This window comes from Silvimonas soli (assembly GCF_030035605.1).
Classification (GTDB): Bacteria; Pseudomonadota; Gammaproteobacteria; order Burkholderiales; family Chitinibacteraceae; genus Silvimonas; species Silvimonas soli.
This window is the reverse complement of sequence record NZ_CP106736.1, coordinates 2,677,850-2,699,361: the sequence shown is the minus strand read 5'-3', so window position 1 is coordinate 2,699,361 and position 21,512 is coordinate 2,677,850. Positions and strand designations below refer to the sequence as shown.

Here is a 21,512-nt window from a genome sequence, read left to right as displayed (position 1 = left end):
CATGAACGGCGCCAAACTCGTCTTCGGCCAGGTCATGCACCAGCGCTTGCGCCCCGCACCGCGCCGGTTTGTCTACCGCGTGTTCTGCTTGCGGCTGGATATAGACCAGCTCGATTCCCTGAACAATGCCTTGTTTGGCGTGAATCGCTGGCGCGTGCTGGGGATCCATACCCGCGACTACGGGGCGCGGGACGACACACCGCTGAGCTCATGGATACGCCAACTACTAACCACAGAAGGGCTGCCTGCCGACGGCCGCATCTGGTTGCAGACCTTTCCGCGCATGTTTGGCTATGTGTTTAACCCGGTGAGCTTCTGGTACTGCCACGATGCCGCCGGGGGATTGCGCGCTGTACTGGCCGAGGTGAACAACACCTTTGGCGAGCATCACCGTTATCTGCTCACCGCCCCGGATAACGCCCCGATCACTCCCCAGACCACGCTCACTTGCCGCAAACAGCTACATGTGTCGCCGTTTTGCCAGGTACAAGGCCACTACGAATTCCGCCTGCGTGAGTGTGAAAACACCGTGTTTACCGCGATTGATTACCACGATGCGCAAGGCTTGCTGATCCGCACGGCGATCGGTGGGCGTGCCGTTCCTTTTAGCGTGCGCAATTTAGGCCGCGCGTTGCTGACTCACCCGCTGCTCACGGTCGGCGTGGGGGTCCGTATTCACTGGCAGGCGCTCAAATTATGGCTGGGCAAAGTGCCATTTCATCAAAAACCCGCGCCGCCACAACACAGCTTGACGCTGACCCATCACGAGGAGATCAAGTCGTGATTCAAACCCAATCGTTAACGCTGGCGCCGTCCAGCGCTCCTGCCGCCGCGCGGCTGTTTCTGAAAACCCTGCGCAAACTACACACGGGCCACCTCACCCTGGTTACTCCGGGTGGGGCCAGACTGCTGTTTGGCAATTCTCATACCTTGCCCGGCGCGGAGTTGATCGTGCACGACTGGCGCGCCTGCCAGCGCATCATGACCGGCGGCGATATCGGCTTTGCTCACGCCCTGCGCCATGGCTGGGTTGAATCGCCGGATCTGACCGCCTTGATGCAATTGGCGATTCGCAACGAATCCGCCATGACCGCGACGGTTTGGGGCAACTGGGTCTCCCGCGCCTGGTACGCGTTACGCCATTGGCTGCGCCCCAACACCCGTGCTGGCAGCCGCCAGAACATCCACGCCCACTACGATCTGGGCAACGATTTCTACCGCTTGTGGCTGGACGAAAGCTGGACTTACTCCAGCGCTTTGTTTGCCGGGGATTTCAGTTTGTCCTTGCCCGATGCCCAGGCCGCCAAATACCAGCGGGTGCTGGATATGCTCAAGCTCAAACCCGGCATGCGCGTACTGGAAATCGGTTGTGGCTGGGGTGGTTTTGCTCACTACGCAGCGCAACGCGGGATTGCCGTGCATGGCGTAACGATCTCCCCCGCGCAACTGGAAATCGCGCAGCAACGCATCGCCAATGCGGGCCTTACCGCGCTGGCGCAACTGGAACTGCGCGACTACCGCGACGTTACCGGGCAATACGATGCCGTGGTTTCCATCGAGATGTTTGAAGCCGTTGGCGTGCAGTTCTGGGAGCAATGGTTTCAGGTGGTTCGCGAGCGCTTGGCACCGGGCGGCAAGGCCTTGGTGCAATCGATCACCATTGAAGAAAGCCGCTTTGAACGCTATCGCACCAGCAGCGATTTTATCCGCCAGTACATTTTTCCGGGCGGCATGCTGCCTTCATTAGAACGCTTTGTGAGCGGAGCAACCCAAGCGGGTTTCTTCACCAACAACGTGTTCGCCTTTGGCAAAGACTATGCCGAAACCCTGCGCCGCTGGCGCGCGGCCTTCGACGCCAGTCACCCTGCCGTGCTCGCCCAAGGCTTTGATGATGCATTTATCCGTACCTGGCAACTTTATCTGGCTTATTGCGAAGCCGGTTTCGACGAGGGCCGCACCGATGTCGTCCAGTTTTTGCTGGAACGCCGCGACTAATGCGTTGCTGCTGATGCTCATGCTCACAGCCGCCACGGCATCCGCTGGCTGGCGTAGTGATTTGGGCAATGCGCAATTGATCGGTGAAGGCGACTTTCGCTACTTGGGATTCAAAATCTACAGCGCCCGGCTGTTCAGCGGCCACGTGCCGTTTGATGAGAGCCAGCCATTTGCGCTGCAACTGGTCTACAACCGCGCCCTGACCCGTGAAAAGATCGCCGATGCCAGCGTGGATGAACTCAAACGCATCTACGGCGCCATATTGTCAGACACGCAGCTGGAAAACTGGCGCAAACAGATGTTGCGGGCATTTGTGGACGTGCAGATTGGCGATCAGCTTACTGGCGTCTATCTGCCGGGTCTGGGCGTACGGTTTTATCACGGCGATGCGCTCAACGCCCAGATTGATGACCCGGTATTCGCACGGGCATTTTTCTCGATCTGGCTTGACCCGGCCACCCGCGACCCCGCGCTGCGTACCCGGTTGCTCGGTGGCAAGCCATGAAAACCTTGCCACTGGCAGCGTATGGTTTTCTGGGCATGCCATTGGCCATGGTTGCGTTGCCGGTCTACGTGCAAGCGCCTGCCTGGTATGCCGGACATCTGGGACTAGCCTTGCCGGTCACCGGTTTTGTACTGTTTGCAGCGCGTATTTTCGACACCGTGCAAGACCCGTGGCTGGGCCGGATGATTGACGTCATGGCGCGCAAAAACGCGCTGGGCCTGGCGCTGTGGCTCGCCGCAATCGTGCTGGCACTGGCTTTCACCGGCCTGTGGTTGCCACCAATAGCCGGTTCAACCCCCGCTCTGGCCGGATGGCTGGCGCTGATGCTGGCCCTGATCTACAGCGCGCATAGCGTACTCAATATCACGCTGCTGGCGTGGGGAGCACGCATGACCCCCGATCTGCCCACTCTCACTCGTGCGGCGGCCTGGCGTGAAGCATCTGGTCTGGCTGGCGTCGTTCTGGCCAGCGTATTGCCGGTGTGGCTGATGACCGCAGCCCCCTGGCCACCCGCGCAATCGATGGCGGTATTTGCCGGTGGCTTTGCGCTGCTATTGATCATGGGCCTGATCCTGTTGCTGCATTTTGCGCCGCTATGGCCGATTCGCGCGGGTGTACCACCGGCGCGGGTACGGGCCAGCCCGGCGGTTCGCCGCCTGTGGTTACCGTATCTGGTGAACGCATTGTCGATCGCCATTCCCGCCACCCTGGCACTGTTCTTCATTGCCGACCGCATTATCAAGCCGCAGTGGGCGGGCCTGTTTCTGGCGGTTTATTTCTTGTCTGGCGCAGCAGGTTTGCCCGTGTGGACGCGCCTCGCGCAACGCATTGGTCCGGCGCGGGCTTGGGGTTGCAGCATGGTCCTGGCCACTTCCACTTACGTCTGGACGATCTTTCTGGGTGCGGGTGATGTCTTGGCCTACGGCGCGGTCTGTCTGCTGGCCGGGCTGGCACTGGGCGCTGATCTGGCCTTGCCGCCGGTATTGCTGGCCCGCGCGATCCCGCCCGACGCAGACCCTGCCGCTCACTACGGTGTCTGGAGTTTGCTGGCCAAGCTGGCCACCGCGATATCCGGCCTGGCGTTGCCTTTGCTGGCGTGGCTGGGTTACCGGCCCGGCGTGGCCGGATCGGGCGGCTCGGCGTTGGGACTGGTCTATGGCGCCTTGCCAGGCGTACTCAAGTTGCTGGCATTCGCAATTCTGTATTTCCAGGTCATTGCCAAAGAGGAGCAACCGGCATGAAGCGCACCCTGATCGCCCTGTTTACCATGGTATTGGCTGCGTGTGCCGGGCCGGATGTCAGCCACTACGCCAACGAGCGCCCCCAACTGGATCTGGCCCAGTATTTCACCGGCCACAATGAGGCCTGGGGCATGTTCCAGAAGCGCAATGGCGAAGTGGTCAAACGCTTTCACGTGCAGATTGATGGCCGCATCAATGACGGCAAACTCATCCTGGATGAACACTTTGTGTACAGCGATGGCAAAACCCAACAGCGCGTCTGGACACTCACTCACGCCGCTGACGGCAGCTGGCACGGCACCGCCAGCGACGTGATTGGCGAAGCGGTAGGTCGGGTTGCTGGCAATGCGCTCAACTGGCGCTACACCTTGCGGCTGCCGGTAGATGACACCACCTATGACGTCCAGTTTGATGACTGGATGTACCTGATGGACTCCCACGCCATGATCAATCGCGCCAGCGTCAGCAAGTTCGGCATCGAAGTGGGCCAGGTCACGCTGTTTTTCCGCAAGCAGGAGTAAACGCGAATGTGGCCATCTCCGCTTAATCCTCGCTTGAAAAACTGGTCTGGCACGCGTGTCTGGGTGGTGGGTGCCTCCAGCGGAATCGGCGCCGCAGTGGCGCAAAAGCTGATCGGGCAAGGCGCCAAGGTTGCGTTATCGGCGCGGCATTTTGAAAAACTGGAACTGGTCGCTGCCAATCGCCCTAACGCGCTGGTTCTGCCCATGGATGTCACCGAGCCCGAAGCCTGGGAGGCGGGCCACGCCGCATTGCGCGCACTGTGGGGCGGTGTTGATCTGGTGGTGTTCTGCGCTGCGGACTACCAACCCCTGCGCGCATGGGAGATTGAGGCCGCCCGGGCCCGCCGCACCATTGAGGTCAACCTGACGGGCGTTTACTTCGGTCTGGAAACCATCTTGCCCACCATGTTGGCGCGCCACGCGGGCAATATTGCCATTATCGCCAGCGTGGCCGGTTACATGGGCTTGCCCAACGCCACGGTTTACGGCCCCACCAAGGCGGCGCTGATCAACCTGGCCGAGCTGTTATATGCCGATCTGCATCCCAAGGGGCTGGGAGTTTTTCTGATCAACCCGGGCTTTGTCAAAACCCCGCTCACCGCCAGAAACACCTTTACCATGCCCGCCTTGCTGACCCCGGAACAAGCCGCTGACCGTATCCTGGCCGGGTTGGCCCGCGGTCAATTCCAGATTGATTTTCCGCGCCGCTTTACCCTGCTGGTACAACTGGCCAGCTTGCTACCTTATCGCTGGCGTTTTGCCTTGCTTAACCGTGCACTGGGATTGTGATGAAGCCGTTTGATGGACTACTCGACTGGTATTGCACACTGACGCCGCAGAGCCTGGCGCAGATTGGTTTGTATTACCGCGCAGACGCCCGCTTTAAAGACCCATTCAACGATGTAGCGGGCTTGGCCGCGATCAGCCGGGTATTTGCGCATATGTTTGAAACCACACAGACGCCGCACTTTGTGATTCGCGAAGTGCTGGCCGATGCTGATCGCGGCTTTGTCACGTGGGATTTCGACTTTGGCCTGAAAGGCACCCGCTACCAGGTGCATGGCGCCACCCGCTTTTTGTTCGATGACACCGGCAAGGTGATCGACCATCGTGATTACTGGGATGTGGCCGAAGAACTTTGGCAAAAACTGCCCTTGATAGGCGCCCCGATTGGCTGGCTGCGGGGGCGTTTTCGCGCGCAATGACGTGAACGGCAAACAAGTTGGCCACGTTAGGGGCCGCCCCCTGTCGATAGAATTCGGTTTACGCAAATCCCAAGCCCGAAAAAGGCAGAATGCGAGATCTGCTTGCAGGCCTACACCAACCCAATTTTGATGCCTTACCACCATTAACTCATTCTCGGCCATACCAGACATTTCAGACTCATGGTTGAAATGTCCGTTATTGCATGTGTAACAGCAGCTGCTTTCAGGACCCCGAACGTCAGGGCAGTTGACTTTTCATCGGGACGAGCCGGTCTCTCGGCGCCACAAAAAGTTAGAACTGGTAGTCAAGGTTCGCAGTAAAGCCATGTTCTTTTGCCCGCCCATTCAATTGTCCCGAATAGGAAAAGCCCACCCGAGAGGACTTGGTCAAACGCGCGTTTAGCCCAACCTCTACCAGCGCGGCGTCTCGCATAAGGGGGATGCCAGCGACATTGAATGGCTGACCGCCCGCAAAAGAGAGCGCAGCCATTGGGTTGACGGCACCAAAGGCGTGCTGCCAACCCAGTTTGCCCTGCACCGCAAGTTGTGATGTGCCAACGTCAAAGTTCGACGAGGCATGCAGACCCAGCGCGGAAAATGCAATGCTCTCTTCATCGCCCTGGCTGCCCAGCGCAGCCCCACCACCTGTTTCGCTGAATGACGTAGTGCGCAGGCGAACCGCCGCCATATTGGCGAACGGCTCGAACGCAACATGACGCAATTGCAACGGGTAGCCAATCTCGCCAAATGCCTGGGCGACGCCACTATCGTAATGGCTGCTCGTATGATCAACAAAATCCGCGAAGTTGATAGCGCGCTGTGCCTTGATGCTGTTCCAGGTATAAGCAGCGCCAAGTCTCACCCCAAAGCCGCTCGCTTGCGTACCGCCGTACATCCCCACATGGTAGTTATCGGTACTGGCCAAAGATGAAAGGCCATCGACATGGTAGTTTGATTGGCTGTACCCCACGAGGCCGCCAATACGCCAGTTCTTGTCGAGGAGTTTATCCACACCCACCACGGTGCCACTGGTCGAAGCAGACAGCTCTGCGGCTCCGTCAGTAGCTTTCCCATGGTTCCGTGCGCCGAACCCGGTCGCCCAGAGATCGGAGCCATTGCCGGCTGAGCCCGCTACATACCTGCCATCCGCATTGTCTACCACCGCAGGTGCGAACACTGAACGCAGGCGATTGATCTCCATATCGCGCAGGTAGTGACTGTCCTGAATCAGAGCGGTCTTGATAGATGCATAACTTTCACCCGATACCTGATCGAAGTTCGATCCTTTGATCGCAGTGGTAAACAGCGCGTCTACCATCAAGCTCGGGCCCGCTGCCGACATCGCGCCAGTGAGCGCCGCATTCTCATTCTGCGTCATGGACTGACGGACCACAGCCACCTTGGCCGGATCAACCATAAGACTGACTATTGCCGCCGTCGCATCGTACTTGACCGGACTGAGCGTGAGGAGCGTGTTGTCGAACGATGCGTCAAGGTCGGCACTTGCGAACTTGTTTTGCACTGTGCCGCCGTTCGTTGTTTGAAGAACAGCGTATGGCGTGTTGATACGGTAGCCATCGGTACCGTTTTCCTGGCCCACTACGAGCTTGATCTGCGACAGATCGACGTTGCTGCGGACAACAACCAGATCCGACTGAGCTGCGGCATTCACGCCGGCCATATAAGTGCCGGTGAATCCGGACAGGCTGCCATAGGTCTGCGTAGCAACCGAATTGCCCGGCGACACAGATGCGGGGGGGACGGCATCCCTTAGCACTGCCCTGGCGGATGCAAACGGCGCCCCTTTGCCGGCAGCCAGCGGCGCGATAACAGCGGTAGTGTTAACAGAGGGGTGAACGGGAGCAGGAGCGCTTGCCATACTCGGCACAATGATGCCGTTGCCGCTCACTTTACCAATAACGCTAAGGTTACCGCCGAGCTTTGATCCGCCATTGACAGAAACATCACCGGCCACCACTAACTGGCTGTTGCCGCCTGTCGCGCCACCACTTGTGACTGCACCATTATCGAGAACAAGGTTCCCATTTACCGTTACTGGATTGGACTTGCTGAATACGATGGTGGAATTATTGGCCGAAATGTCTTTGCCAATCGTCGCAGCACCGTCGAATGTTACGCTGCCGCCGGTCGTCGCCAGGTTCTGGCCGATGCTCACGCCCTGTGCAAAAACGATGGTCGTCCCCGTACCCTGCACATTGCCAGCAACTGCTGCGGTGTTATTGAACGCAACGGTGGCGTTCGGGCCGGAGGTTACATTGCCGCCAATGGTCGCAATCTGTTCGAAAGCGACTTTCGAATTGCCGCCAGAGGTAACGTTTCCGCCTACCGTTGCCGCACCTTTGAACGCGACGGTCGAATTGTCGCCGGACTGGACTGTTCCATTCACCGTTACAGCGTCGTTAAACGCGACGGCAGAGCTTTGACCCGAAGTCACCCCCCCACCGATTGTTGCTGTCTGGTTGAAGGCCACAGTTGAATTGTTGCCGGAGGCCACACTTCCGCCCACCGTCGCCGCTGTATTGAATGTCACGGCGGTGTAGTTGGTTGCGCTGACATCGCCTGCGATAGCCGTTGCATGACCAGCATTAGCGCCAACCGCACCATAGGTCAGACTTCCACCTTCACCCACGCTCGTGTTATTTACACCCTGCGTATTACCGGACCAGAGGGCACCCGCCTGAACATCAAAGTTCGTCTTTCCAGTACCACCACTCGTTACCGTATCCACGATGTTGCCTGTGGCAACCGACCCGGCCTGCAGTGTCAGATTTACGATGCCATCGATGCCACCACCAGTGCGGTTCACCTGCAAAAGTGTGCCATTGTTTTGCGTCAGCGTAGAGCCGGTCCCTACTGTGATGGACTGCGTCTGACCTGCTGTATCCAGCGTCGAGACAATGGACGCACTGGATGGCCCGGCCTTAACGGTCGTCCCGGTCAAGTTCACGGTGGCATCGTCAGTAATTGCTATCCCTGCTGATTGGGCCGAGGTGAGCGTGCTACCCCCAACGTTCAGCCTCGCTCCGCTGCCAACTGACACCGCCGCGGAGCCCGGTCCGCTGGCAGAAACCGTTGTGTTGTGAAGAGAGGCAGAAGCACCCAGTTGCGCCGACACGCCCGCAGACTGGCTACCGGTGGTGGTGATGCTGCCACCGGTGAAGTCGATGTTGCCCGCAATCTCGGAGTCACCAGGATTACCAGCGGCAATGCCCACGGACTGCGTGCCATGCGTAACGACAGTCACGCCTGCAGCGATAATTCTCCCGGCGTTATTATTTGCATCGGTACCTGACGCAAGCATCCCATCAGCATTGCTGCCGCTGGTTACGATGCTGCCGCCAGTCACGTTTGCAATGCCGCCCCCGTACGCGTAGATGCCAAACCCAACGCTGCCGGTGGTGGTAATCCGGGCCGCGTTGTCGTTAACGATCGCGCCAGTGTTATCTGCAAACAGGCCGTAGGAATTCGTGCCGGACGTCGCCACACTGCCGCTATTGATGGTGACTTGCGAGGAAGGTGCGCTGCCGACCACCAGGACCGCGTGAGAATTGGTGCCGCTGGTGGAAATGGCAGTGCTGTTCGTCGTGATGGTACCGCCGGTAGAGGACCGTAGCGCGTTGCTGTGGTTGGTGCCGGTCATCGCCACCGAACCTCCCGTCAAGGATATGTTGCCCTTCTCATCTACATCCACGCCAACAGGGGCGTTGGCGCTAGCCGTTCCAGTCCCCGCCACAGCAATATTCGTGTTGGTTGCGATGATTGACGAACCGGTACCGGTTGCATACAAACCCTCCTCGTACGGGCCATTGCCGATCATTGCGACCGTACTATCCGTTAAGGATATGACGCCTGCCGCCCCGGACTCTACACCGATGGGTATGCCGGGGCCGCTGACATTTCCGATGCCTGCCACGGAGATTTGCGTGTTGGCTGCAGTGATCGACGACCCGGCGCCGGTCGCATACAGTCCCATTGCCTCCGTGTCAGCGGTATTCGTATTCGTGACTGATGTATTGCGCAGGCCAATGGAGCCGCCCAATTGAGCGAGCACACCCACGTCCTGGCTTCCCGTGGTGGTGATGCTGCCGCCCGTGAAGTTGATGCTGCCGCCAATCTCGTTGTCAGCAGGGTTGCCATCAGAAGAGCCTGCGGCAATGCCCGCAGTCAATGAACCGTTCGCAACAACGGTCACGTCTGAGGCGACAATTGTTCCCACGCTATTGCTATTGTTCGGGTCGACACCCGATGCCAACATGCCCACCGCATAGCTGCCGTTTGTGGTGATGCTGCCGCCCGCCACGTTTACCACGCCGCCGGCATTCGCGTAGATGCCACGCCCGACATCGCCCATGGTCGTGATCCAGGCGCCATTGTCGTTTACGGTCGCGCCGGTGTTCTGGGCAAACAATCCGTAGGAGTTGGGCCCCGCCGTGGTTACGCTGCCGCCATTGACGGTGACCAGTGCGGTCAATGCGCTATTGGTCTCAAATGCCTGAACGCCGTGAGAGCTGACACCGACAGTAGAAATGGCGATTCCGGTAGTGTTGGTCGAACCACCGTCCAGGGACCGTATTGCGATGGCGAGATTGGCACCGGTCATTTTGACCGTACCGCCACTCAAAAATATTTCACCGCCCGAGGCGCTCTGCACGCCAACCGCAGCAGATGCACCGTTCGTTCCGCTTCCCGCGCCAGCGACGGATATATTCGTATTGGTTGCCTGGATGGAGGACCCACTGCCGTTCGCGTTTTTACCCGTCGCAAGCAGACCCCGCGTCAGGGCCCCTGAATTGGTCTCGGAGACTTGGGTATTCGAGACCGTTATCAGGCCGCCAGCCGTTGCGCTTATCGCCGAGCCTGAGGCCGCGGTATTTTGAATGGCACCATCGGTCTGGCCCCAAATAACAGTGATACCGGCAGCAGATAGCGGGTTTGCAGCTACGGCGTACGCAGGCGAAAAAACAGCCATGAGCGCAAACGCCATTTCTGAAAGCGCAAAGCGCTGACTTGATTTGGCCCCGCCCGCAGACCCCGCCAAATTTGATTTCCACCTGATTTCCATCACATCCCTGACCTCTGTATTTGGGCTTATGCGTTGCAAAACACGTGGCCGTGCATTGGTAGGGAAACGCAATAGAACGCCCAACTCCCCGCATGGCATACAAATGTCTTTTAAACACTTTTCGCGCAACGAAACTGAGCAGGTCTGAGCAAAACAGCAAAACGGATGAAGAATGTGAATTTTGGCTAGCCATATCAATGACATGGGCCAGAAATTGCGATCAGCGCGGGGATGAGTACGTCGTCAGGCTGCCCCAGACCGAGTCAGTGGGTGCCGTCGGGTGCACAATTAAAAACACTCAAATTTATTTATTGTTAAGAACAGAATGAAGTGCATCGGCCAGCAGTAACGGGCTATTGAATAGCACCAGCAGCTGAAGCATTTTTGTAGGTTCAATGCTGTCCCGGCGTTAACTGATTGAGAAGAATGGAGTCATGTGGGGCAGTGCGCAGAATATGGGATGCTTTTTCTGCACCGCAAAAGTGGCATCGATGAACTCAGGCAACACGTTTGGACGTTTTACACTTTTTTGAGAAAACAAATCTGCGCTAAAAGGCGGAGCTGAGTAATCCAGGCAATCCGTCCACTGATTTCGTCTGCCTCTGATTCTGTAGAGAGCTGCCAGTTTTGCGCCGCAGCCTGATCGAACCTCGGGGTGGCGTACCCCCAGATGGTAGTGGCGGGGGCTCTCCGTCGTGAGCCGGTGGCCATCGGTTAACCCCGCTCCCTTGCCGATCGCCAACCTCCGAAGCAAACAGGAATCAGTCAGTCGTGACTCGCCGCACCAGACGCCCACTTGAGCAAAATCTCCTGCAGCGCTTCGGGCTCGAATGGTTTGGCCAGGTAATCGTTCATCCCGATTTCCCGACAACGGTTGCGATCCTGCTCCTGGGTGTTGGCGGTCATCGCCACAATCGGCACATGCATGCACCGGCCACCTTCGCGCATCTGTCGCGTAGCCTGGAGACCATCCAGGACCGGCATCTGCATGTCCATCAGGATCAGGTCATAGCCGTTTTTTGCAGCCAGCTCTACCGCGATCGCGCCGTTGTCCGCGATATCGACCGCCACGCCGCTCTCTTTTAACAGTTCCACCGCGACCAGCTGGTTCAGTTCGTTGTCCTCGACCAGCAGGATGCGCTTGCCGTCCAGTTGGGGAGGCCCTGCCAGAAGGTATGCCGAGGCATGGGTCTGGCTTTTGTCAGCAATAGAGCTCAGACCCATCCACGCGGTGAACCAGAACGTGCTGCCACGGCCGTACTCGCTTTCGACACCGACTTCACCGCGCATCAGTTCTGCCAGCATCTTGACGATGGCCAGGCCCAAACCGGTACCGCCATACTGCCGCGTGGTCGACGTATCCGCCTGCTGAAAGGCCTGGAACAGTTGATCACACTGCGCCGGAGTCAAGCCGATCCCGGTGTCGCTGACAGCGAAGCGCAACAACACCTCGTCGGCGTGGCGATCATCCAGGCTGACCTCGATGCGGATACGTCCCTGCTCGGTAAATTTCAGTGCATTGCTGACATAATTAAGCAAAATCTGACTCAGGCGAGTGGGGTCGCCCGCCAGCTTGTCCGGCACGTTGCTGGCCACCTCAACCGTCATTGGCAGGAACTTGCTGCTTGCCTTACCCCCTTCCAGGGCCACAACCTGCTCCAGTACGTCGGAGAGCCGGAAGCCTACCTTTTCGATATCCAGCTTTCCTGCCTCGATTTTTGAAAAATCAAGCACATCATTGAGGATGCCCAGCAACAGACGGCCGGATTGCTGAATCTTGCCCAGGTAATCCTGCTGTCGTGGATTGAGTTCGGTTTTCAGCGCCAGGTGCGACATGCCGATGATCGCATTCATCGGGGTGCGGATTTCATGGCTCATGTTGGCAAGGAAATCGCTTTTGGCGCGGGTGGCGTCCTCGGCCACTTCCTTGGCCGCCATGAGTTCGGCCGTGCGTTCCTCGACCAGCGATTCCAGTTGCCCCTGATACTGCAGTTCAGCCTGTCTGGCCCGCTCGCTCGTCTTGACCTCGGTGACGTCAACCAGCCAGCCCAGTACGCCCTGCACGCCATTCAGTTTTGTTGGCACAGCAGTGACCAGCATGTCCCGTACACGGTGGTCGCGGTCGTAATACTGAATCTCGCGATTGCGGGTATTTTCGTGCTTATCAATAGCCGTAAACAGCTCAAGGCGTTCTTCCGGGCGGACATAAAGCGCCACAGACTGGTCGCCTGCACCGATACCGAACGTGTCCACAAACTCCGGATTGGCAAAATGCAGTTGCTCCCTTGAGGAAAAGGCAATGCAGACCGGACTGCTTTCCATGATGCGTTGCAGGCGCTCCTGCTCGGAGGCACGGAACCATTCGGCCTCGACCCGCGCCGTCACGTCCCGGAACGTGATGACCATGCAGGTCTGATCTGCCGGTTGCAGCGTGGGGGTAATGGCATATTCCGTGATGAAACCAGTCCCGTTTTTGTGCCACAAATATGCGTCGGTACCGCGCGAGGGCTTGGTCATATCTGCTGGCAGCAGATGCCAGGATTCACGCGCCAGCAGTTCACTGCCATCTTCCGCCGCATAGCGGGCCAGTCGCGGTAAAGACATCCCCACCAGTTCCAGTTCGTCATGGCCCAGTAAAGTGGCCGCTGCCGGGTTGGCGAAGGTGATGTTGCCTTGTTGATCAATCCCGAGAACACCGCTGCTGACGGTGGCAAGAATCAGGCTGTGGCGTTCTTCCAGTGCCCGATGGGTGGCTTCTTCCTGCAAGCGCTGGGTGATGTCCCGCACGGATGCGCAAACCAGAGCTTCTCCACCATTGCGCCCAGGCATGCGTGACAGACGGATTTCGAGCGGAAATTCGCTGCCGTCCTTGCGCTGGCCGAAAATTCTGCGGCCCGTGCCCGTGCCCATGCTGCGCGTCGTGTCACGTTCGAGTCTGAACTCTTCACGGTGAGCGCCATGCGAATGACGAAAGCCCGAAGGCACCAGCATGTCTACCGGCATCCCGACCAGCTCACCGCGCTTGTAACCGAACTTGGTTTCCAGCCGACCGTTAGCCAGCGTAATCAGCCCTTGGCTATCCACCACCAGCATGCCATCCGGCGCAGATTCCACAATGTTGCTGAACCAGGCCTGTGTGGCACGCAGTTCCTGCTGCTGTAGTTCCTGCACGACGGCCTGTGCCTGCAGTTCCTGATTGCGGTGTTCCAGTGCCTCGGCAGCCTTGCGCCGGGTGATGTCGCGGGTACTGCCCACGATGTGGGTCGGTGTGCCGGTGCTGTCCAGCATGATATTGGCCACGATCTCGCACGGTATGCTACGACCGTCCTTATGCAAATACTCCAGTTCCATCGCAATGAACCGCCCCGTCGAATCTCCCTGAGCAATACGCTGCAGGCTTTCCTGCAAGGCCTCTCTCACCCGGCTTACCGACCCCGCTGACACAAACGCTTCGAGCCGCTGTTCAAGCATTTCTTCTGCCGTCCAGCCGCGTAGCCGTTCAGCAGAGGGGCTGACATAGCTGCAGGTCAAAAAGGGGTAGTCCATCACCCAGATCATGTCCTTGCTGTTCTCTGCGATCAGGCGATACCGGTCCTGGCTTTCCTGCAAGGCTTCGGCCAGCCGCGAGCGTTCGATGACCATCTGCGCGAGCCGCGCGTAGTCCGCCAGCAGGGCGAGATCGTGGGCGTCCGGTGTGGCCGGTTCCTGCTTGTAAATGGTAAAGACACCGAGAATCCGGCCCTCGCCGTTTTTGATGGGCTGGGCCCAGGCGGCACGCAGACCGGCATTAAGCGCTTTTTCTCGCGCTGCGGCCCAACACGGATGGGTGGCTACATCCTCCACAATGACCGTTTCGCCACTGCGAACCGCCAACGTTGAAGCCCCGTTCAATTCATCGATAGGGATCCGCACTGCGACCTGCTTCCACGCCTCAGATAAATTGGGGGCGGCACAGACAGTGAGCGCCTGGCCATCGTCAGCGACCAGATACACGGCCCCCAACATCCCGGGACGATAGCTATCGGTGATGCGCAGCATGGTGTCCAGCACTTCGGACAGCGAGCCGTTCTGACCCAGTTTCTCCAGGACCTGATTGTTCAGCCACAGGGCGTGGTTGTGCGCCGCCAGTTCTTTCTCGGCGGCTTCGCGCGCGAGGGTTTGTTCATGCAATTCGGTCACGTCGGTGGAAAAACCGATCAGTGCCGGTGGCTGACCCGGCAGGTGCACTGGCACCCGGACCGCCATGTAGTACCTGGTTTTATCCCCAGCTGGGGTGAAGACGTCCATGCCGCTGTGCTTGCGGCCTGAGTCAAACACCTCGAGGTCCTTGGCATAATATTCATCGGCTGCAGCCTGCGGCACGACCTCGCTGTCCAGACGACCGACAATCTGATCAGCCGGCAAGCCAATCAGGGCAGCGGTATTGGCGTTGACATACACAAAGCGCCGGTCACTGGTCTTGATATATGCAACTGCGTCCACGCTGTCGAGCACCAGATCCAGCAGTGCGCGCTGTTCACGGCTGCGCTGGAAAAACCCCAGCAGCAACCACTGCAGGACCGCCAGGCACGCAAACGCCAGCACGGAGAAGGCCACCTGGATGCGCCAGTTGAACAGGTACACATCCTTGCTGGCACCCACCAGTTGCTCCCACTGGCCATTGTGCAGGGGGGTCAGCACGGCAAGCCGTTCCACACCGTCGATAGGGGAGCGAATATATTTCACATCCGGACCATAGCTGGTATCCCGAACAGACGTGGTGCGCAGGGGCACCGTGCCCATTAAATGGCCCCCGGCCGGATTACCTGCATATACATAGCGGAACAAAAGCTGGCGCGTATGTAGATCAAGAAGGGACAGGAGACCATCTTTACCCAGATCAAATCCGTGCGTTGCATCGGTATTGAGCAAGGCCGAAAGGCTTTGCAGGCTGGTATAGCCGATCACACTGCCCATTGGATATCCATCCAGGGCGGTGATCCGCCGGTACGTCACCATGACGCCGCCACCCAGTTCAGGTACTTGGGGAATGGGAATAAAAAAGCTGGCCGTCTCTATTCCGCTATCCTGGAGAGCCCGAAACCGGGGCAAATCCTTGAAGGAATAGGCTGCCAGCACTTCGGGAGGCAGGACCGATGCCAGTGGCACATTGGAGTCAACGGCAACGATCTTGCCATCCGGGTCCAGGATGGCAATCGTATCGAGCCATCGATGTGTCAGCTCTTTTTGCAGCCGGACATGCTTTTCCAGGTGGTCCCGTGTGCTGTCACCCATACCTCTCACCGCCTCGCCGACCGCTGCCAGCTGATATTCCAGCGTCGATTCAAGCTGTTCAAAGCTGCGCCGATGCATCGCTGACACGTTTTGGAGGTTCCGTGCCACCCCCGCTTCAATCCAGCTGCGCTCCAGAATCAGGTAGCCAGCCGCACAAGCACCCTCAATAAGCAAAATCATGACCAGAAACCCGCGTCTGGCGGCGTTGCTGGAGAATGCCCAATTCATGAAAGGCCGAAAACGTGCAGGGAAAAAGCGCATAAAACCATCTTGAGAATATGGACCGGGCAATGAGCGCACCGGTCAGTGACAGGCGAATAGACGAAGGCTGCCGGCGAATGCCGCTTGACCACCGGGTATGTCTGCAGGCGGCAAGAAAGGGCGCAATCTTTTTTGTTATTGCATGACGAGGTTTTCGGGAATCGCCGCAGCTTTGGAAAAAATTGAACAGATCTGAATCTTAAAACACAAGGCAGCTGCACAAACACGGTTGCGACCAAGAAGTTCCGCTGAGCCATATCTGCCCGCGGCTAACAATGCGTCTGCGCGGGCCTGGGCTAAAGCGCGGCTGACTTGACCGCAGAAAATGCCCCGATGACATGGACTACCTGTTTGGAGCTTTCGCTGATTTTGATGATCACATCGCCAGCCTGATTGGCTAGTGTCACGCCATCCCGGGCCTGGTCGACACACACTTCCATGCTTTCGATTGCAATGCGCGTGCCTTCCTGGATCTTGCTGGTCATACCTGAAATCTCGGTGGTCGATAGTCCAGTGCGCTCGGCCAGCTTGCGTACCTCGTCGGCCACCACAGCAAACCCGCGTCCTTGCTCTCCCGCTCGTGCAGCCTCAATGGCGGCGTTCAGTGCCAGCAGGTTGGTCTGATCAGCAATTTCCTTGATTGTGTTGACAATTTTGCTGATCAGCAAAGATTTTTCGCCAAGATCTTCAATCATGCGCGAGGCATTTTGCACGTTGCCGGCGATACTGTGCATTTCCTGCGCCGCGTTCTGGATCACCTGCTTGCCCTGCTCGGCAACGGCATCGGTTTCTTCCGAGATTGCGTATGCCTTGCGGGCGTTTTGTGCGTCAGCTTCCTGGTGCAGCATGCGTTCGGTAATGTTATTGGCAAATTTGATGACTTTGCAGGGTTTGTTATTGGCATCAAAGATCGGGTTGTAGGTGGCTTCCATCCAGATTGCCGAGCCATCGCGTGCTACGCGTTTGAATTGGCCGGACTTGAATTGCCCTTGATTGAGGGTGCGCCAGAATTCGGCGTACTCCACGCTACCGCGATATTCCGGCTCACAGAATATCCGATGGTGCTGGCCCTTGATTTCGTCGAGCCGGTACCCTGTGGCTTTAAGGAAGTTCTCATTGGCGGCCAGGATCACGCCATCCAGGCCGAACTCAATGGTGGCCATCGAGCGATCAAGTGCAGTCAGCATATTGCGCTGCATTTGTTCCAGGTTGATCTGCGCGCTAATGTCCTGGGCGAACTTGATTATTTTGGTGACCTGGCGGTGTTCATTGAACACCGGGTTGTAGGTGGCTTCCAGCCAGATAATATGGCCATCGCGAGCCACACGCGGGAAGCGGCCGGATGAAAATTCACCCTGGCCAAGCCGCCGCCAAAAATTGACGTATTCGGATGAACGCGCATAGGCGTCTTCACACAAAATGCGGTGGGGTTGGCCCTGCAGTTGCGCGAGCGAATAGCCGGTGGTTTTCAGAAAATTGTCATTGGCGCTGATGACGGTTCCATCGACATTGAATTCAATCACTGCCATGGAGCGATCCAGCGTCGCCACAATGGCGTCTTGCTGAATAATGTGCTGACTTTGCTCTTTCAACTGCGCTTTGAGTTGCCGGTTAAACATGAGATTTCCTCTCCCCGTGCCAACGCACGCGAGTTTCCTGAGTCAGTGGGGTGACGTACGTTTTTTTGTGCGGACGACTGATTTTCCTGCAGTCGACCCCTACTTTTCTGAGCAAGAATGGGGCCTTGCGATGTAATTACGGAGTCATTCTTTTACTTTTCCCGGATTGTATTCATGATTTCAAAGACGAATCTGAGCAAGTCTGAGTAAAACAAGAAGCGGCGTGCGTTTGCTGATTCTGACCAGGTTCGCTTTGGCTTGATCGTCTCAGGCGCAAACGTGACGGACAGGGACTGGGCAACTTCGATAGCGGACATTTTCCGGTTTGGCCGGGAGGCCGCCCAGCATGTTGTGTAGCGGGTCGATGATTGGCCCGACGTACGAGCGGACGGACTTGCGCTCAACTTGCAGCAATAAAAATCACCCAGGCCGTCGTTCGACTATTTGATGCCATGTCCCCGGCAAATATCGGGCCTATCAACTGGCAACGGCGTGCCTTCTTCTTTAGTACTTTGCCTGAAATTTCAGTTAGGGGTGTTTTCGTCCCCCACCTTGACTACCCATATCAATCCTTAAGTATTTACTTACGAACAAGTGAGTAATGCCTCATTCCGCATTAATTCCAGAGCGATACTCACCCCTCGTTTTGACAAATACAATAAACCTCAAATTGCAAAGCGCTATTACATTAAATGCTCAATTAATTTAAAACTTGATCGTAATTCCCAATAAAAATTTCTCTTTTTTATTAATTAACATGGACACGCATCATGAATAAAATTTACCGGTTAGTCTGGAACGAAATGACACAAACCTGGACTGCTGCCGCAGAAATTGCCCGTGATCGTGGGAAGAGTACAAACCCAAGAAAAATGCTGGCCTTGCTTTTGATGGCCGGTATGGGCGCAATCTCGGCAGGTGAGGCAGAAGCCTGGATTGTCGATCCAGGCATCGTGCGCAATGGCGGGACTGCTTATCTGCAGACTGCTGCGACTGATAATGGCATTGAATCCAATACTGCAATAGGCACAGGTGCGCAAACCACGACGGACGAAGATGGCATGTCCACAGCGCTCGGCGATCTCGCACAAGCCACTGCTGTGGGTTCAACTGCGATTGGGGCTCAGGCGAACGCCAGCGCAGAAAACGCCTTGGCGGCAGGTATGGGTGCCCAGGCCGGGGCTTCCGACAGTATTGCAATGGGAACAAACGCGACTGCATCCGGCGCAAATAGCATTGCGTTAGGTCGCAATTCCATTGCCTCAGACAGTGACGCTATCGCGATTGGTCAATACGCACATTCTGCGGGAGGTGGCATTAGTATTGGGCAAGAAACATGGTCTGGTATGTCCAGTGTTGCTATTGGTTCGAATACCTACGCGACGGGTGATGAATCGACTGCGGTTGGGGTTTGGGCGCGTGCGAACGACGCAAACGCCACCGCCGTGGGGGCTCGCGCTAACGCATTCGCTGGCGCGACCAGCATCGGTCGAGACAGTGGCGCTTACGCTGATAGCGCCGTAAGTGTCGGTGCCGGGGCGACTGTAGCCTTCTTCGCAGACAACGCAGCCGCTCTGGGTTCATTTAGCCTGGCGTACAATCCCAATGATGTGGCGCTGGGTGCCGGCTCCGTGACGGATACAACGGTCGCGACGACCGGCGTGACTCTGCGCGGGCATAACTACTCATTTGCCGGTACGTCGCCCACCAGCACCGTCAGCGTGGGAACCGTTGGCAACGAACGCACCATTACCAACGTGGCGGCTGGCCGTCTGAACCCGGACAGTACCGATGCCGTGAACGGTTCGCAGTTGTTTGCTACCAACCAGGCGGTTGAAAGCATCAACTCCAATATCGATAACCTTGGTCAGGGCTCGGTGAAGTACGACACCAATGAAGATGGCACTGTTAACTTCAACAGCATCACTTTGAGTGGCGATACCTACAACTCGGTAACCAAGACCGGCGGCACCAGGATCACCAATGTAGCAAACGGTTCGGCCCCCAGCGATGCAGTCAACTTCTCGCAACTGACCGAAACCAACAATAACGTGACCAACCTGGCCAATACGGTCAATAACATCACCAACGGCGTTAGTTCCAGGTATTTTCATGCCAATTCGACGGGTGCCGATAGCGTGGCGATTGGTCAGGATGCCGTAGCCATCGGTGTGGGGGCTGTGACCTCTGCCGACAACAGCGTTGCGCTGGGGGCGGGCTCGAGCGCTAGCCGTGGGGCAACGACAGGTTACACCGATGGCACTGGCAATCTTGCCAATCAGAATGCGGTGGGCGAGGTGTCGGTCGGCTCGGCGGGGGCGGAACGCCAGATTACTAACGTGGCCGCAGGTAGCTCGGGGACGGACGCGGTAAACGTAGCCCAATTGAACGCGGCATTGCAGAACATCTCCTACGGCACCAATCCAAGTTCGGATGTGGGTGGCAACAACATGTTCCAGGTCAGCAATGACTACAACACATTGGCTGCGCAAGCGACCGGTGCGCAGTCGGTAGCAGGTGGTTCCAACGCGATTGCGTCAGGTGACAACGCCAATGCCGTGGGTAACAACGCGATTGCGTCAGGTGACAACGCCAATGCCGTGGGTAACAACGCGCAAGCTACGGGCTCTGACAGCGCGGCCATGGGCAACAAAGCCAAGGCAACTGGCAATAAGAGCACTGCAATTGGCAACAACGCAGTGAGTTCAGGGGATAACTCTGTGGCGCTGGGTAGCGGCTCCAACGACGGTGGCCGCAGCAATGTGGTGTCTGTGGGTACTGCCGGTAACGAGCGCACGATCATCAACGTGGCCCCAGGTGAAGTCAGCGCAACGTCGACTGACGCGGTGAATGGTTCGCAACTGAACGCAACGAACAACAACGTCACTACCCTGAGCAACGACATCAAGAGCATCCAGGGCGATATCGTGAACCTGGATCACAAGATGAGTGCCGGTGTTGCTGCAGCCATGGCCACTGCGGGTCTGCCGCAGGCATATCGCCCGGGCGCCAGTATGATGGCCTTGGGCGGGGCCACCTGGAAGGGTGAGAGCGCGCTGTCCGTGGGCTTGTCGACCATTACCGACAACGGCAAGTGGGTGATCAAGGCGACTGGTAATACTTCCTCACGTGGTAACTCGGGTGCCTCTGTGGGCGCAGGCTACCAGTTCTGATCTGGTTCCAGGCCTTAACCGGAACGCTCGGTTTAAACTTCAGGCGCAAACCTCTTCCTGACTGGATTGATTGGGAGGGGTTTGCCCGACGTCAGCCCGGTTTCAGCAGTACACAGCTTCAGAGTCCGGGGTTAATTTAACCGACTTTGCCGCCAGTTGCCTGGCATGCGCGGACGGCGTCAGGTCGCCCGGCGATTTCTTGGGTCTTTCCTCGTTGTATTCCCGCCGCCAGGTTTCAATCAGCACCCGGGCATGCGCCAGACTGGTAAACCAATGTTCATTCAGACCTTCATCACGAAACCGGCCATTGAATGATTCGACGTACGCGTTCTGGTTCGGCTTGCCCGGCTGTATTTGGCGTAGCTGCACACCACGCTGATGCGCCCAACGACTACAACATAACTGCTGCCGTTCCTGCCGGGCAATAAATCCTATAAAGGGGCAAAGGCCCGCAATTACTTGGCCAACCTGTTGCCGGACAGTAGGCGTTCCGGCTGCTTTTGGCGTCTCAACACGCATTAGTCCGGACAGCACGTTCAACCTCCTGAGTTTCGTCAGTCACGATTACAACTGTCGTCGGTCATTCAATTCTGAATTATCCCCCCTTTAAAATCAATGAGTTGCCAAACTTCAGT

General features: G+C 57.5%; 11 protein-coding genes and 1 pseudogene. 8 read left to right on the top strand and 4 right to left on the bottom strand.

Annotated features, from left to right (window positions below; genetic code table 11):
- Position 1: 1 nt before the first annotated feature.
- From N7220_RS12385 to N7220_RS12355, 7 genes are read left to right on the top strand one after another with little or no spacing between them, the layout of a single operon-like run.
- On the top strand, positions 2 to 784 hold the full coding sequence (locus N7220_RS12385; protein WP_283147827.1) for a DUF1365 domain-containing protein: 783 nt from the start codon (positions 2 to 4) through the stop codon (positions 782 to 784).
- Positions 781 to 1,995, top strand: a complete 1,215-nt coding sequence (locus tag N7220_RS12380; protein ID WP_283147826.1) for an SAM-dependent methyltransferase — start codon at positions 781 to 783, stop codon at positions 1,993 to 1,995. The genes N7220_RS12385 and N7220_RS12380 overlap by 4 nt, the downstream gene beginning before the upstream one ends.
- On the top strand, positions 1,961 to 2,500 hold the full coding sequence (locus N7220_RS12375; RefSeq protein WP_283147825.1) for a chalcone isomerase family protein: 540 nt from the start codon (positions 1,961 to 1,963) through the stop codon (positions 2,498 to 2,500). Before N7220_RS12380 ends, N7220_RS12375 begins: the two co-directional genes overlap by 35 nt.
- Positions 2,497 to 3,741, top strand: coding sequence for an MFS transporter (locus tag N7220_RS12370; protein ID WP_283147824.1), 1,245 nt, complete (start codon positions 2,497 to 2,499; stop codon positions 3,739 to 3,741). Before N7220_RS12375 ends, N7220_RS12370 begins: the two co-directional genes overlap by 4 nt.
- Positions 3,738 to 4,262 carry a DUF3833 domain-containing protein gene (locus N7220_RS12365; protein WP_283147823.1) on the top strand — a complete coding sequence of 175 codons (525 nt, stop codon included), beginning with the start codon at positions 3,738 to 3,740 and terminating at the stop codon, positions 4,260 to 4,262. Before N7220_RS12370 ends, N7220_RS12365 begins: the two co-directional genes overlap by 4 nt.
- A gap of 6 nt (positions 4,263 to 4,268) precedes the next feature.
- Positions 4,269 to 5,051 (top strand): SDR family NAD(P)-dependent oxidoreductase, encoded by a 783-nt coding sequence (locus N7220_RS12360; protein ID WP_283147822.1) that lies wholly within the window; start codon positions 4,269 to 4,271, stop codon positions 5,049 to 5,051.
- Complete coding sequence (locus tag N7220_RS12355; RefSeq protein WP_283147821.1) at positions 5,051 to 5,467, top strand: nuclear transport factor 2 family protein; 417 nt, start codon at positions 5,051 to 5,053, stop codon at positions 5,465 to 5,467. The genes N7220_RS12360 and N7220_RS12355 overlap by 1 nt, the downstream gene beginning before the upstream one ends.
- Before the next feature lie 292 nt (positions 5,468 to 5,759).
- Here N7220_RS12355 and N7220_RS12350 read toward each other — a convergent pair whose 3' ends face one another.
- From N7220_RS12350 to N7220_RS12340, 3 genes are all read right to left on the bottom strand, one after another.
- Positions 5,760 to 10,457, bottom strand: coding sequence for an autotransporter domain-containing protein (locus N7220_RS12350; protein WP_283147820.1), 4,698 nt, complete (start codon positions 10,455 to 10,457; stop codon positions 5,760 to 5,762).
- A gap of 858 nt (positions 10,458 to 11,315) precedes the next feature.
- The gene (locus N7220_RS12345) at positions 11,316 to 16,004 is read right to left on the bottom strand and encodes a PAS domain S-box protein (protein ID WP_283147819.1); all 4,689 of its coding nucleotides are present in this window, start codon (positions 16,002 to 16,004) and stop codon (positions 11,316 to 11,318) included.
- A 377-nt stretch (positions 16,005 to 16,381) separates the two neighbouring features.
- Positions 16,382 to 17,704 carry a methyl-accepting chemotaxis protein gene (locus N7220_RS12340; RefSeq protein ID WP_283147818.1) on the bottom strand — a complete coding sequence of 441 codons (1,323 nt, stop codon included), beginning with the start codon at positions 17,702 to 17,704 and terminating at the stop codon, positions 16,382 to 16,384.
- A 770-nt stretch (positions 17,705 to 18,474) separates the two neighbouring features.
- On the opposite strand from N7220_RS12340, the gene N7220_RS12335 reads away from it, so the two are divergent.
- Positions 18,475 to 20,877, top strand: coding sequence for a YadA-like family protein (locus tag N7220_RS12335; protein WP_283147817.1), 2,403 nt, complete (start codon positions 18,475 to 18,477; stop codon positions 20,875 to 20,877).
- 118 nt (positions 20,878 to 20,995) lie between these two features.
- Here N7220_RS12335 and N7220_RS12330 read toward each other — a convergent pair.
- Positions 20,996 to 21,264: pseudogene (locus N7220_RS12330) on the bottom strand (integrase core domain-containing protein); the annotation flags it as partial.
- Between the last annotated feature and the right edge of the window lie 248 nt (positions 21,265 to 21,512).

What these genes read in the sequence shown, in the direction of transcription:
- N7220_RS12340 (WP_283147818.1), bottom strand. Translation starts at nt 17,704, where the DNA reads ATGTTTAACCGGCAACTCAAAGCGCAGTTGAAAGAGCAAAGTCAGCAC.
- N7220_RS12365 (WP_283147823.1), top strand. Translation starts at nt 3,738, where the DNA reads ATGAAGCGCACCCTGATCGCCCTGTTTACCATGGTATTGGCTGCGTGT.
- N7220_RS12370 (WP_283147824.1), top strand. Translation starts at nt 2,497, where the DNA reads ATGAAAACCTTGCCACTGGCAGCGTATGGTTTTCTGGGCATGCCATTG.
- N7220_RS12350 (WP_283147820.1), bottom strand. Translation starts at nt 10,457, where the DNA reads ATGGCTGTTTTTTCGCCTGCGTACGCCGTAGCTGCAAACCCGCTATCT.
- N7220_RS12335 (WP_283147817.1), top strand. Translation starts at nt 18,475, where the DNA reads ATGAATAAAATTTACCGGTTAGTCTGGAACGAAATGACACAAACCTGG.
- N7220_RS12355 (WP_283147821.1), top strand. Translation starts at nt 5,051, where the DNA reads ATGAAGCCGTTTGATGGACTACTCGACTGGTATTGCACACTGACGCCG.
- N7220_RS12385 (WP_283147827.1), top strand. Translation starts at nt 2, where the DNA reads ATGAACGGCGCCAAACTCGTCTTCGGCCAGGTCATGCACCAGCGCTTG.
- N7220_RS12360 (WP_283147822.1), top strand. Translation starts at nt 4,269, where the DNA reads ATGTGGCCATCTCCGCTTAATCCTCGCTTGAAAAACTGGTCTGGCACG.
- N7220_RS12375 (WP_283147825.1), top strand. Translation starts at nt 1,961, where the DNA reads ATGTCGTCCAGTTTTTGCTGGAACGCCGCGACTAATGCGTTGCTGCTG.
- N7220_RS12345 (WP_283147819.1), bottom strand. Translation starts at nt 16,004, where the DNA reads ATGATTTTGCTTATTGAGGGTGCTTGTGCGGCTGGCTACCTGATTCTG.